The sequence below is a fragment of the Staphylococcus equorum genome, from assembly GCF_029531845.1.
In the GTDB taxonomy this organism is placed as follows: Bacteria; Bacillota; Bacilli; order Staphylococcales; family Staphylococcaceae; genus Staphylococcus; species Staphylococcus equorum_C.
On sequence record NZ_JAMBPV010000003.1, the window covers coordinates 122,537 to 135,223 of the forward strand.

17 protein-coding genes are annotated in these 12,687 nt (G+C 30.8%); 5 read left to right on the plus strand and 12 right to left on the minus strand.

The features are described 5' to 3' along the window. Positions 1-3: 3 nt before the first annotated feature. Positions 4-555: a tyrosine-type recombinase/integrase gene (locus tag M4L39_RS05270; RefSeq protein ID WP_277581098.1), complete on the minus strand. Its 552-nt coding sequence runs from the start codon at positions 553-555 to the stop codon at positions 4-6. 148 nt (positions 556-703) lie between these two features. On the opposite strand from M4L39_RS05270, the gene sroA reads away from it, so the two are divergent. After that, entirely contained in the window at positions 704-910 is a 207-nt protein-coding gene (gene sroA, locus M4L39_RS05275; protein WP_277581099.1) for a sigS mRNA-stabilizing protein SroA, read from the plus strand. A 16-nt stretch (positions 911-926) separates the two neighbouring features. Continuing rightward, positions 927-1,145 carry a DUF2922 domain-containing protein gene (locus M4L39_RS05280; protein WP_277581248.1) on the plus strand — a complete coding sequence of 73 codons (219 nt, stop codon included), beginning with the start codon at positions 927-929 and terminating at the stop codon, positions 1,143-1,145. Between the two features lie 254 nt (positions 1,146-1,399). On the opposite strand, the gene M4L39_RS05285 is transcribed toward M4L39_RS05280, so the two are convergent. Then, complete coding sequence (locus M4L39_RS05285) at positions 1,400-1,633, minus strand: hypothetical protein (RefSeq protein WP_277581100.1); 234 nt, start codon at positions 1,631-1,633, stop codon at positions 1,400-1,402. 217 nt (positions 1,634-1,850) lie between these two features. Between M4L39_RS05285 and M4L39_RS05290 the strand changes: the two genes are divergently transcribed. From M4L39_RS05290 to sarA, 3 genes are all read left to right on the plus strand, one after another. Next, on the plus strand, positions 1,851-2,780 hold the full coding sequence (locus M4L39_RS05290; protein ID WP_277581101.1) for a DMT family transporter: 930 nt from the start codon (positions 1,851-1,853) through the stop codon (positions 2,778-2,780). Between the two features lie 108 nt (positions 2,781-2,888). Further along, positions 2,889-3,836 (plus strand): efflux RND transporter periplasmic adaptor subunit, encoded by a 948-nt coding sequence (locus M4L39_RS05295; RefSeq protein ID WP_277581102.1) that lies wholly within the window; start codon positions 2,889-2,891, stop codon positions 3,834-3,836. A 361-nt stretch (positions 3,837-4,197) separates the two neighbouring features. Beyond that, positions 4,198-4,572 (plus strand): global transcriptional regulator SarA, encoded by a 375-nt coding sequence (sarA, locus tag M4L39_RS05300; RefSeq protein ID WP_057512962.1) that lies wholly within the window; start codon positions 4,198-4,200, stop codon positions 4,570-4,572. A gap of 283 nt (positions 4,573-4,855) precedes the next feature. Here sarA and M4L39_RS05305 read toward each other — a convergent pair whose 3' ends face one another. The 10 genes from M4L39_RS05305 to M4L39_RS05350 all read right to left on the minus strand — a co-directional run bounded on the left by M4L39_RS05305 (position 4,856) and on the right by M4L39_RS05350 (position 12,615). Then, positions 4,856-5,668: an alpha/beta fold hydrolase gene (locus M4L39_RS05305; protein ID WP_277581103.1), complete on the minus strand. Its 813-nt coding sequence runs from the start codon at positions 5,666-5,668 to the stop codon at positions 4,856-4,858. A 206-nt stretch (positions 5,669-5,874) separates the two neighbouring features. Next, the gene (locus tag M4L39_RS05310) at positions 5,875-6,585 is read right to left on the minus strand and encodes a hypothetical protein (protein ID WP_277581104.1); all 711 of its coding nucleotides are present in this window, start codon (positions 6,583-6,585) and stop codon (positions 5,875-5,877) included. Positions 6,586-6,756: 171 nt separating this feature from the next. Then, positions 6,757-7,263: an SA0570 family protein gene (locus tag M4L39_RS05315; protein ID WP_277581105.1), complete on the minus strand. Its 507-nt coding sequence runs from the start codon at positions 7,261-7,263 to the stop codon at positions 6,757-6,759. Between the two features lie 134 nt (positions 7,264-7,397). Then, entirely contained in the window at positions 7,398-8,195 is a 798-nt protein-coding gene (locus M4L39_RS05320; RefSeq protein WP_277581106.1) for an alpha/beta fold hydrolase, read from the minus strand. Positions 8,196-8,198: 3 nt separating this feature from the next. After that, positions 8,199-8,897 carry an HAD family hydrolase gene (locus tag M4L39_RS05325; protein ID WP_277581107.1) on the minus strand — a complete coding sequence of 233 codons (699 nt, stop codon included), beginning with the start codon at positions 8,895-8,897 and terminating at the stop codon, positions 8,199-8,201. A gap of 76 nt (positions 8,898-8,973) precedes the next feature. Continuing rightward, entirely contained in the window at positions 8,974-9,924 is a 951-nt protein-coding gene (locus M4L39_RS05330; protein WP_277581108.1) for a FecCD family ABC transporter permease, read from the minus strand. A gap of 143 nt (positions 9,925-10,067) precedes the next feature. Then, on the minus strand, positions 10,068-10,952 hold the full coding sequence (locus M4L39_RS05335) for an ABC transporter substrate-binding protein (protein ID WP_277581109.1): 885 nt from the start codon (positions 10,950-10,952) through the stop codon (positions 10,068-10,070). 197 nt (positions 10,953-11,149) lie between these two features. Beyond that, complete coding sequence (locus M4L39_RS05340) at positions 11,150-11,680, minus strand: TipAS antibiotic-recognition domain-containing protein (protein WP_346818186.1); 531 nt, start codon at positions 11,678-11,680, stop codon at positions 11,150-11,152. After that, on the minus strand, positions 11,650-11,919 hold the full coding sequence (locus M4L39_RS05345; RefSeq protein ID WP_277581110.1) for a MerR family transcriptional regulator: 270 nt from the start codon (positions 11,917-11,919) through the stop codon (positions 11,650-11,652). The genes M4L39_RS05340 and M4L39_RS05345 overlap by 31 nt, the downstream gene beginning before the upstream one ends. A gap of 60 nt (positions 11,920-11,979) precedes the next feature. After that, positions 11,980-12,615 (minus strand): endonuclease III domain-containing protein, encoded by a 636-nt coding sequence (locus tag M4L39_RS05350; protein ID WP_277581111.1) that lies wholly within the window; start codon positions 12,613-12,615, stop codon positions 11,980-11,982. Positions 12,616-12,687 lie beyond the last annotated feature (72 nt).

Genomic DNA, 12,687 nt, shown 5'->3' on the forward strand with positions numbered 1-12,687 from the left:
ATTTTATAAATTTAAAGCTATTGTTGTTTTAGTTGTCTTCGCTGAAATACCTATGAATTTCATAGTTTCAAAAGTTGTTTGATGACCTAAATATTTTTGAATAATAGAAATAGAAATACCAGATTGATAAGCATGGTAAGCAAATGTCTTTCTTAACGTCGTCAAACCAATATGTAACATACCTAACTCTTCAGCTGCAGCATGGATAATACGATATGCCTGTTGTCTTGATAAACCTTTTAAAGTTCTATTTGATTGAAACAATAGCTCATCATTATTAAGATCTTCCTCAGTAATAAAGCGCATTAATTCATTTCTCAACGTGTCAGGTAATCTAATATGAATATTGGGAGCATGGTCCTCTAGCCAATACTGTTTAATATCATTGTGTTCGTCTTTTACGTCCGACACACAAAGATTCAGTAATTCAGAAAGTTTAACGCCAGTATGTATTGCAAACTTGAATAATAAATAATCTCGTTTCGACTTATTACTTAAGACTTCATACATAGACTTTATCTCTTTTATATCCCTAATAGGGTCCACTTGATTCATATATTCACCTCTTAACAAATTGAATGTTTCTTATTTAATGATATATGATATTTATGTCACATGGAAGTATTTAAACCGAATTTCTCAAAAAAATTTTGACCATTTTAGGATGTTTATTCGATATATAAAGTGAAAGGAGGTTAAGCAAATGAATCAAATCAAACAGCTTGCAGTCACACTATCCCGTATTTTGTACGATAAAGATGGAAAAGCTACAAAGTTCAAACGTCATTTTGCAAATTTAAATACAGAATCAACACCCGAGCAATTAAAAAGCTTCAAGTCTATTATTGAGCAAATTACTGGAGAGCACTTTGACACAATCGAAGTTATTAAAACTGAAATAATTAATTAAGGAGGAAAATGAAATGATGTCCCAAACATTAGAACTTATTTTCAACGATGCAGTGAATAAAACAATCAAATTACAACTACCTAATATCGAACATTCGGTAAACGAAGGCACAGTTAAAGAAGGAATGAATAAATTAATCACGCTTGATATTTTGAGACCGAAAACAGGCATTCCCACAAAAGTTCATTCTGCACAGGTAATAGATAAGACAACTAACCTTCTATTTGAAAATTAGTTAATTCTAATACAAATCTATTTACTTAGATGATTAACTAAAAAGGGGAGCAGGACAGCTGACTAGAAAATGACATACAGGAGCTGAAGTTCTTTAAAAGCTTAACGTAAGCACATTTTCAATTCAGTCAGCTACTGCCAAATAAAGATTGAGGCTGAAACATGTATTTATGTTCCAGCCTCTCTCTTGTTACGTAGAATAATTGACTGTTAATACAGCTCCTCAATTAACCACAATATTATTAATTTATACCATTAATCTCTATAGGGTCTTAATCTAACTGTATCACCAAAAAAAATCTTCTTCTTACCTAACTTCTTGCACATTGCATATTTATCATACACTTCAACAATTTGAGCTAAATTTTTATAAGATCTTCTTGGATTCAACACTTCTATAAATTGATTTTTTTTAATGCCATCATTAGTTCCTGCTCCAACAAAAAAAGTTTCCTCATCTGTTAGTCGAATTATGGAAAGCTGTTTCAATATAATTAGTCACTCACTTCTTCAAAAGCTTTTATTATTACTTCATAGTTGTTAATCTTATTTCCCAAAAACTATTAACATACGTATTCTATTATATTTTGTGTGTTGTGTACATTATAATAAGCTAAAAAGCTAATAATCTTTTAAATAATTTAAACATAGGAAAAACTCAACCTTTCCTATATAATGAAATTATCCTAATAGAAAGCGTGATTTAATGTTCCTTTTATATATTATTGGGATTATCGCAGGTATGGTTGTACCCTTCCAAACTTCAATCAATTCTAGACTAAGCCTTTATACAAAGTCTTCATTCTATGCCTCAACAATCTCATTTGCTACAGGTACAATTTTTTTAATTTTAATCAATCTTATCACTAATCCTCATGTCTTTACTGCACAATTTTACAGTAACCAATCTTTTAGTTACATATGGTTTGTCGGCGGGATGCTTGGCGTCATTTTTCTGACTGGGAATTTACTCCTTTTACCCCGCTTAGGTGCATCTCTCACTGTAGTACTCACTGTAGCAGGTCAAATCATTATGGGCGTGACAATTGACACATTTGGCTGGTTTGGAGCTGACAAAGAAGCTTTTACAGCATTTAAAATACTAGGCATTATCTTTTTGATATTCGGTATCATTCTGATGAATTATGTTCGTAGCAACCCTAAAGATAAAAATAAAAACAGTTCCATATATATTTGGTTAATCATTGGATTTATATTTGGTTTCTGTCCACCCATTCAAACTGCTATTAATAGCGCATTGGGTCAACAAATAAATTCCTCTGTAATGGCTTCACTGATATCATTCACAGTTGGTACAATCGTATTATTTATTTTTACTTTGATTTTCAATAGAAGTCTTAAACTTACTACTTTCACACCTAAAGAAGGACATCTTAAACCCATTTACTTTATCGGGGGTATCCTTGGTGTAATTTTTGTAACTACGAATATTATTTTAATGCCTCACCTTGGCGCTGCATTGACTACAATTATTGTTATGCTAGGTCAAATGTTAATGGGTATTATTATAGATCATTTTGGCTTGCTCGGTACTTACAAAAATAAAGTTACTAAAAGAAAAGTTTTTGGAATTATTGCCATAATGATTGGTATAATTTTATTGAGATTATTTTAAAAATTGTTCACTCGAGTCATTTACTTATGACATTTAGTAAATGACTCCTTTTTTTATAACAAAACCTTAACTTTTCCTTGTATAATCAAATCAATAATACATCAAGAGGTGACATCATTGAAGAAAATAATTGTTTTATTTACTGTGTTGATAATACTCTGTAGTATCGGCGTTCTAAGTTTTTACTATTTCAAAATTAAAATAGGCACAAGTAAACCACAGCATCATATTGACACTTTGAAAATAACTTATAATAAACCCTACACCTTTATAGGAAGACAAGAGCCTGCTCAACGATTTCCAGTCCATTATGAACCCCATAAAGGTTATATTAACGATTGGTACGTTAAATCAAATGACAAAATAGCAAAAAATCAGCCCCTATTTGAATATTACAATCCTCGTATTGAACATCAAATTAGTAATAAGCAAAAGCACCTTGCACAATTAAAACAAAACAATAAATCCCCCACTACCCCGATCCATTCAGAAATATTACATCTACAAAATCAAATCTCACAACTCCAAGAGCAACTGCGTATCACAGTTTATGCTCCAGCGCCTGGCATCGTCCATATTACTAAATCATGGCCTAACCAAACTAAGTCTCCTGTCATGCAAATTTATGATCCTACTACAATAATCAAAGCTGAAATTGATGAAGCGATAATTGACAAGCTTCATTTAAAAGACAAAGTTTCCATTAAAGATAACAACCAGCAAACATTTGACGGTGAAGTGAAGTATATTTCTAATTTTCCAATTGATATAGATAGATCAACTAAACATTCTAAATATTTAATTGAGATAAATTCAAATTCTACCGCTGTTTTTGGTAAGCATTTCAAAGTAGAAATACCTAACCACATCATTGAAATTCCAAAAACAGCAATACATGATAAACAATTTGTTTTCGTGCAAAGAAATAAAAAATTTATAAAACGAGTTATTAAAACACAAAATTCGGGTAATAACAAAGATATGCTGATTCTTGAAGGTTTAAATCAAGGAGATGTCATAGCTAAAAACGCCGATACAGTGCTGTCTAAAAATTAGACGTACACGTTATAAAAAGTTATCATTTTAAAATTCGATAAGATTATTTAGCCTTTTTATCATATGACGGTAAATTGAAAAATAGAAAAATAAATTTCGATTAACGTATTGGTATTTAAAGAATTGAATTAATAATAGAAATCATTAACGTAACGCTTAAACATGTTTTTGTTTACTTTCTATTTTTATTTAGTTATAATAAACTAAATAATAGTGGTTTTAATATATTTCACTTAAATATAATCGAGCCACAAATTATGACAAATACTTTGTATTTAACTTTGAATTAAGACAAATAATCATACAAAAAAATTATTAATATGTATATTTGATTGGGCATTTAGAATAGGGAGGAATTAGGATGGCTATCACCAAAATCAATGATTGCTTTGAATTATTAGCTATGGTCACTTATGCTGACAAACTAAAAGGTATTATCAAAAAAGAATTTTCAGTAAGTTTCGAGGAATTCGCTGTATTAACATACATTAGCGAGCATGAGAGTGAAGAATATTATTTAAAAGATATCATTAATCACTTGAATTACAAACAACCACAAGTTGTTAAAGCCGTTAAAAATTTATCTCAAGAAGATTATTTTGATAAGAAACGTAACGAACAAGATGAAAGAACTGTATTAATCTTAGTTAACACTAAGCAACGTAAAAAAATCAATGAATTATTAACTCGTGTTAATAATCGTATTAAAGAAGCTAACGACGAAAAAGAAGTTTAAGTTAATTTAAATTTCTATAATCAAACAAGTTTTTATAATATGTCTAACTCATCTTTTAAAGGGATTTTCCAATAAATTGGAAAATCCCTTTTTTTATATGTACTGTCCTGTTCACGATAACAACAATTCTTCATAATCTTCAATCCCTATAAAAAGTAAAAAATACCGCCGACAAAGTGTTAAGACGTTATCGGCGGTGTTTCATAGAAAAACAAAAGACATTGCACTAGCGATGCTATATAAAATAGCAATGTGTATTTTAAAACAACTTTTCAAGTGCCATTTATACTAAATCATTCTTTTGATATTTCAAAGTCTCTACAAAATCTAAATACACTTCCACAAAATGATTCGGTTCTTCAATATGCGGTGCATGACCTGATTGATCAAATTCTAAAATAGTTAAAGTCTGAAAAGCATGATTATATCTATCCCTTGGTTCTCCCATAAATAAAGGGTCATATTTCCCATTAACTAGCAACGTTGGAACATTAACATGTTCAACCACAATATCTTTATTAAAAACTGGGAATCCCATTAATGCTCTTGTGGCAACAGCACTATCTTCAGCTGATTGTCTACTATAAATAAGCTGATTTTGAAACCATTTTTTAGCTTTTTCTAGGTCTTTATACATATACGGTAATAATAGAATAAGTGCTTCAGATTTATCAAAACCTTCTATTTCATCTTGATGTTCTATCATTAATTTATTTAATCCATGTACGCTGTCTATCAGATTAGATGCAATTAAAGTTAATGATGCCACCATTGATTCATATTTATTAGTAAAATTTTTAGCTATTAAGCCACCCATATCATGGCCAATTAAATGCGCTTGTTCAACATCTAATTTTTTCATTAATATTTTTAAATCTTCAATATGATCTTCTAAATTAAAGGAGTTCGGCTTAGAAGATTTACCATGCCCTCTCACATCATAAACAATGACATCAAATTTATTTTTCAATGCATCTTTCAAGTTATATAAAGAAGCCATATTGCTATCTAGTCCATGTATTAATATAACAGGAAAACCTTGACCCTCACGGATATATGCTATCTCGTTGTTACAACTTGTTTCGATTTTTATCATTATGGGCCACCTCCCTTTACAGAAGTAATATACCCTTATTTCACGTTTATTACGCTATGATTTTCGTTTTTGTCAGAATATATCATTTATAAATTTATTGTTTTTTCTGTTCCAGCTATTAAAAAACTCCCTTCAGGTTAACGAATTATTTCAGTTAACATCTTGAAGAGAGTTATAAAAACATATTTATATATACTGATGCAGCTTTAATTTCTAGATGAAATTCGTATAGTGTAATAAATAATGACAATTAATAACAATACCCAAATAATGATGGATCCAATCTGAGCAATTTCAGGGTTACTTATCATAGCGTCTATTGTTTTTTGACAAAGTAGTAAACCAATACCAGTAAATTCTAATCTTCTAAAATAAAGACCCGCAATACTAAATATAATTCCTACAAAAAAGACGCTTTGATGTCCATATGTTGTTATTGCAACGATGCCTAAATTCATATTAAATCCGTGTGCAATAATAAGAATTAAGGACGCCCCTGCAACAACTAATCCAATAATTCTTTCGAATTTATTACTATAAAGGTAATTTTTCCAATCAATGCGCAAATATATAAAAATCGAAATCGGTAAGATCACTAAACAATAAAAGATAGACAATCCTGTTGCTGCTTGAAACGGCACAAATTGTTTATCATATAAATACGATACCAATATAAAATTAAGCATAAAAAACACAATAGGATTTAACTGCAATGTAAATAAATTACGTTGTATCGTCAAAATAACCTCAGCGGGTGATTTTTTTCTATATTCAATATAATCTTCATCTTTTGCTTCAGATCTTTGAAAATCTTTTTTCAATTTCACTTTAATATCATCTATTAAATTTGGAGAAAGACCTTTATGAGTGAAGTAATCATTAATGTTTTCCACTAGTACTTTATCGTTAACTCTCATGACAGGCTCCTTTAATAATATTTGAACTGTATCAAGTAAATTAATATTTTATTTACTATAATTTAATTTATAATCTCATACTTACACTTATTTTAACAATAAAATAACCGACAAGTATATAGCTTTACACTCGCCGGTCAAATTATTCTTTTTAAATGCTATAAGTAATAATTATTCACCAATATCTATACGATATAGTTTAATGTTTTTATCACTTGGAGATGACGAGCTGAATTGATATGAAAGTTCATCATCTTGCACATAGCCAAAGTTACCAGTTACGTTATTATAATGCTCACGTGTGACCGCATCTTTGCTTACTTCATTTTTAACTTCATCATAAGTTGGGCCATCAGTATCATTATAACTCATAGAAACACGAGTAATTTTGCCTTCGTTTTTCTTACCATCAGTTGCTACAACAAGCACACCATTCTCTTTTTTAAATTCGTAATAATGTTCATTGTTATCAGGTCGATGAGAATAGACTGGCGTATCGTTATTTTTCAATACACTTTGAATAGACTCGCCTAATGTTGCGCCTTCTAATGTTGTATCTCCATCTTGCAATGCTTTAACATTTTGGATAGAGTTACCTGAAGCCGCATCCACACTACCTGCACCAATTCCAGAAAACGCTAATCCTAAAACTAAAACTGCCGCAAATATTTTTTTCATAAGCACTCTCTCCTTCTATTTATAAGTTATTTTGTGCTTATCAACAGTGTACTATAAATATTACGTAATTAACAGGGATGTTACAAAAAGATTACATATTTATATCATTTTGTAATATAAATAGCGCGGCTATACTAGATTTTTGTTTTCTCATTTGTTTTAATAAAATCTGCTACAACGTTGAGGAATTTTTCTTGTTGCTCTATAAATGGATATAAACCTGACTCTTCGAACACTTCAAATGATACATCCCCGATATAGTCGCCCACTTCTTTAGCTTCTACAACAGTTGTTCTTTCACCATGTTGCCCAACGATTATTAAAGTTGGTAGCTGGACTTTTCCTAAATAATACATAATATTATTATCATTAAATGATTCTTTAACTGCATTTAATTCCGCTTTTGTAGCAATCGCATTAGTATCATCTACTTGTTTTAAAAACTTTTTAGCTTTGCGTTTTGAATAATACAAGTGCTTATCGAAAAACTTTTGCTGCGCTTCGTGTTCCCAATTTCGTACTTTATCCGCATATTTACGATACAAACGCTCTTCTGGTGTTATTTCGTTAAGTAACGTTGGATTAACTAATGTCAGTGTCGTTGCCATTTCTGGGTATTGAGCTACAAAAGAGACTGCAACTGATCCCCCTAGCTCATGACCAATAAATGAACACTCTGTAATATATAAATAATCTAATAACGCTTTAATATCATCTGCATATGTTTTAAATTCAATATCATTTGGTTTATCTGAATAACCATGACCTCTTAAATCAATAAGCACAACCTGATGCGTTTTATTTAAAGTATTTTCAATCTCATTGTATACAGATAAATTATCTAAAGCAGTGTGGATCATAACAATCGCATTGCCCTCACCACTTGTTCTGTAATTCAAAGCGACACCATCTTTTGTTGTAAATAAATTCATTGATTATCTTCCTTTCTTCGCAATAGATAATATTGTTAATAATTCTTCAGTGCTCCTAATTGTAAAATCTATTTCTTCAGGTAATGGTTCTACTTCAACATCATCGTCTTCCTTAAACCAAACGCTAATCATTCCCATTGCTCTTGCAGGTGCTACATCATTTAATGGATCATCACCAACATACATCGTTTCTTCGGACTTTGTCCCTAGTTGTGATAACATATCTTCAAAAATCTTAGGGTGTGGCTTACGATAGCCTACTGTTTCGGACGTAGACAAATAGTTAATCGCATCTTCTACACCTAAGGTATGCATTCGAAATTGCTTGATTTTCGACTTTCCATTTGCTATCACACCAGTGAGATAGCCATTACTTGTTAACTTTTCAAGCGTATAAAGCGTATCGTAATAAGGAAATACATAACGATAAAAATGCATTTCAAAATCATTAAATAAGTCTTTCCACGTTAAGCGATCAACATGAAAATCTTTAATAATTGCTTTGTACAACTCTGGTTTATCATGATCTTCATCATCATCTAATTCTATAAATTTTTTCTTAAAATCTGCAAGTTGTATACGTACTAAATAATCATGAAATCTTTCATATTGTTCTTCAATAAATTTTTCGCGTGATTTTTTTCGATCTAAAAGTGTACCTTCTAAATCAAAGACGACCGCTTTCACTTGTGTTAAGTCCATCATCATTACCTCTTTAATTCAAACTTTTACTTTAATTCATACTTAACAACATACATATTCATTTACTTATACTTCATTATTCATACATACGTGGCTGTGTAATCATGATATAGAATAATACTGGAATACCCAGTAAAGCGAGTATAATACTTGCAGGTACTTGGAAGGGATCTAAAACAACACTTCCTAACCAATCTGAAAGCACCATAATTGTACCACCAATAATCATATTAAGTATCATTTGTTGCCCTAAATCATAATGACCACTGTGTCGCCGTACAAGTTGTGGTATAACCATACCAATAAAGCCAATAACCCCAACATAAGCAACAATTACTGCGGTCAAAATTGATGCAATCAATAAGACACTATATGTCATACTTTGAACATTTAAACCTAATGATTTAGCTCGTAAATCGCCAAGTTGTAATAATTTAATTTTAGAAATCATGCTTATTAAAATAATAACACCAATGAGTAGCACTGTGCCAATGTATACCACTTCGTTATACTCAGCTGAAGAGAATCCACCAAACATATAATTAACAATATTATTCATTTTATTTTGATTAAATATAATGAGTATATATAGAAAAGCATTAAATAAAGCCCCTATCATAATACCCGATAATATCAATGTTCTAATCGGATAACCTCTCGACATCGCCATCGTTAAACCAAGGACTAAAACCAATGTAATAATACTAAATGCAACTGAAAATATCGGTAACCATATAAATGACATTCCTAGAACGACAGCCAAGCCTGATCCAAATGTTGCACCACTCGCTAATCCTAATGTAAAACTATCCGCTAATGGATTGTTTAATAATGTTTGGAACATATGACCAGCAAGTGTTAAGCCAATACCTGCAAGCAATGCTTGTAGTATTCTGGGTATTCTAACTTGAAAGAGGATTGTTTGGGTCAATGCATCGCTGATATCTCCAATACTCCATAATAAACTTAGCAATATGCTAGCAATGAGTACTGTTAGCCATATTATGATTGATTTATAGTACTTCATTTTTTTGCCACGCTTTCAGTGAAATCTTTCAATTATTACAATACCATCTGTTAACGCTTAACACTACACCCATCCAAATAAATACCAGAAATTTCATAAACTCAAGGTTGTATGGTTATTTGGATATATAGGTGAACATCCAACTATTTGTAAATTGCTTCTTTCAAAGCTTTTAGACCATCATCAATACGGGGGCCAGGACGTGAAATTCGATCACCATCCACAGCTTCAACATGATTTTGTTGCACTGCTTTTATGTCACTAAACCCGCCACGATGGTTCAACACTTTTTGGTATTCACCTTTAGAAATACCCATTGTCGAAATCATAATATCCGGATTTTTCTTAATAATTGCTTCTTTACTTACTTTTTGCCAACCCTCTAAATTCGCAAAACTATTCGTTGTGTTTAATTGAGTTAACATATCATCAAAAAATGTGTTTTTACCTGCTGTATATATTTCAGGTTCGGAAGATACTTCCATAAACACTTTTTGTGGTTTAGCATCTTTTGGCACAGATGCTTTCACTTCTTTAATATTTTGTTTTGTCTCTTTAATGAGTGCATTTGCCTCATTCTCTTTACCAGTAACCTGCCCAATTTGTTTAAACGTGCTATACATTTCAGCGATTGACTGTGCATCTTTCACGTAGACTATTTTAACGCCACTATCTTTAAGTGTGTTTAATATGTCACCACTTGTCGATTTTTGTGATTCGTGCGCTAAAATTAAATCTGGTTTTGCTTTTAATAAGGATTCTTTATTTAATTTCATTGCATCAAACTGCTTCTTATCTTGAACTTCTTTCGGATAATCATCCACAGTCGAGACACCCACAATGTTATCTCCTAAGTCTAATTCATACAAAATCTCTGTATTACTAGGCATCAACGATATTATCCTATCATAAGATTGTTTGTCCGAATTCTGTGCTTTCTCTTTAGATTGATCTTCATTTGTGCCACAAGCTGCTAATAAAAATGCTAAAACAATAAAAAGATAAAATATTTTATGATGTCTTTTCACGTCGTAATCTCCTAGTTCATATTTTTCTTTATCATACCAAAATTCTGCTTCATTTTAATTAGCAACGCTAAATTTTTTCTATAAATACACATTTAATTGCGAAATCATTAAAAAAACCAAATGACTATTATAAGTCATTTGGTACCTGGTTAAGCACTTATGTCATATTTTATAAACAAATTCAACAGAATAGAAATTTAAGTTAAATTTTCCTCTTTATTAACAAATATACGCATTGTTTGAATCAAATAGTGATGGAAATCAGTGTTGCGATTTTTGTTAATATTCTTTATAAATCGCTCGTCTTGCTCATACGTATGTGCCATATATTCTATAAATTGATTATCACAGTTAGGTATTTGAATGGATAAAATACAGTTGAATTCTTCAATGTTATCCACTGCTTGATTAGGTGTAATACCCTCATTTTGTAGCTGATTCATTTTATTAAAAAACGCTTCAAGTTGCGTTTTAATTTTATCATTATCAGACTGTTGCTGATGTTTACTTTTTTGAGCGTTACTCTGTTCAAATGCTTTGTAATAATTAGAATCTTTATATTTGCTGTATGCTTCTCGTTCATACTGTCCGGTTAAATCAAATCCGCTGAAAGCTTCAATCTCTAGCGGCTCATGTTTATGGTTATCAAAATGTTCATCTAATTTCTCTAAAATACAGTTGAATTGATTACGTTTACCTAAAACAATTTCATAACGTGTACTGAGTATTTTATTTTTTCATTTATAGTACTTTCAAAATATTGTTTTATTTCTTCTAACGTTAATTCTAATGCTCTTAAAAATAAAATATGTTGTAGTTTTATTAAATTTTCCATGTTATATGATCTGTAACCTTGCTCATAAACCTGATTGGGTATTAATAGACCTATTTCATGGTAGTAATGTAATGTACGCGTACTTACACCAGTGATATTTGCAATGTCTTTCGGGTTAAATTGTTGTTTCACTTGTCTCGCCTCCTATAAACGAAGTATGTAGTATGACGTTACGTGGAGGTCAACCTCTTTTTAATTTTCAAAATAAGCATTTAAAAAAGTGTATTTTGTATTTATTTTGCCGTTAAAATAATTTTTGCCGAAATTATCTAATAATGCGTGAAATTCGTTAGCATCTTGATTTGAAAAGTCATCTGGTAGTTTAATGTGTCGCTTTAATTTTTCATAACTATCAGTTTGCGTATACCCTAATTTTCGATATAGTCTTCTAGAATAACTGTCTGCAATAAACTCAACGCCTCCAAAGATGTATACCATGAGTACATCAGCTGTCTCACTACCAATACCTTTAATTTCTAACAACGCTTTTCTCAAGTCTTGCTTATAGTAATCATTAATCACTTGATAATTGAAATCGTAGTGATCCAACCAAGTTAATAAAGAGAGAATTGTTTGTGCCTTATTTTTATAAAATCCACTCGATTTAATTAATACTTGTAACTCTTCTAACTTTAAATTCAAGATGTGATGGGGTTCTAAGTGTGTTACTTGCTTTAAAGATTCAATTGCATATGCTGCGTTTCGCCAATTCGTATTCTGAACTAGAATCGCGCCCAATATAACTTCTATTTTTGATTCTGCTGGCCACCAACCCTGCGGACCCATATGCTCATATAGCAGTTGATATAAGGTTTTTGTATCCAACATAACATAACCACCTCTCTTCAATTTTAAGTTTTATAATTACTTGTATATTAATTTATAAAAAAAGAACGAGCA

Bases quoted from the DNA above. Each gene is read 5' to 3' on its own strand.
- M4L39_RS05280 (WP_277581248.1), top strand. From the start codon at position 927: ATGTCCCAAACATTAGAACTTATTTTCAACGATGCAGTGAATAAAACA.
- M4L39_RS05290 (WP_277581101.1), top strand. From the start codon at position 1,851: ATGTTCCTTTTATATATTATTGGGATTATCGCAGGTATGGTTGTACCC.
- M4L39_RS05305 (WP_277581103.1), bottom strand. From the start codon at position 5,668: ATGATAAAAATCGAAACAAGTTGTAACAACGAGATAGCATATATCCGT.
- M4L39_RS05325 (WP_277581107.1), bottom strand. From the start codon at position 8,897: ATGGACTTAACACAAGTGAAAGCGGTCGTCTTTGATTTAGAAGGTACA.
- M4L39_RS05270 (WP_277581098.1), bottom strand. From the start codon at position 555: ATGAATCAAGTGGACCCTATTAGGGATATAAAAGAGATAAAGTCTATG.
- M4L39_RS05320 (WP_277581106.1), bottom strand. From the start codon at position 8,195: ATGAATTTATTTACAACAAAAGATGGTGTCGCTTTGAATTACAGAACA.
- sroA (WP_277581099.1), top strand. From the start codon at position 704: ATGAATCAAATCAAACAGCTTGCAGTCACACTATCCCGTATTTTGTAC.
- M4L39_RS05310 (WP_277581104.1), bottom strand. From the start codon at position 6,585: ATGAGAGTTAACGATAAAGTACTAGTGGAAAACATTAATGATTACTTC.
- sarA (WP_057512962.1), top strand. From the start codon at position 4,198: ATGGCTATCACCAAAATCAATGATTGCTTTGAATTATTAGCTATGGTC.
- M4L39_RS05330 (WP_277581108.1), bottom strand. From the start codon at position 9,924: ATGAAGTACTATAAATCAATCATAATATGGCTAACAGTACTCATTGCT.
- M4L39_RS05315 (WP_277581105.1), bottom strand. From the start codon at position 7,263: ATGAAAAAAATATTTGCGGCAGTTTTAGTTTTAGGATTAGCGTTTTCT.
- M4L39_RS05350 (WP_277581111.1), bottom strand. From the start codon at position 12,615: ATGTTGGATACAAAAACCTTATATCAACTGCTATATGAGCATATGGGT.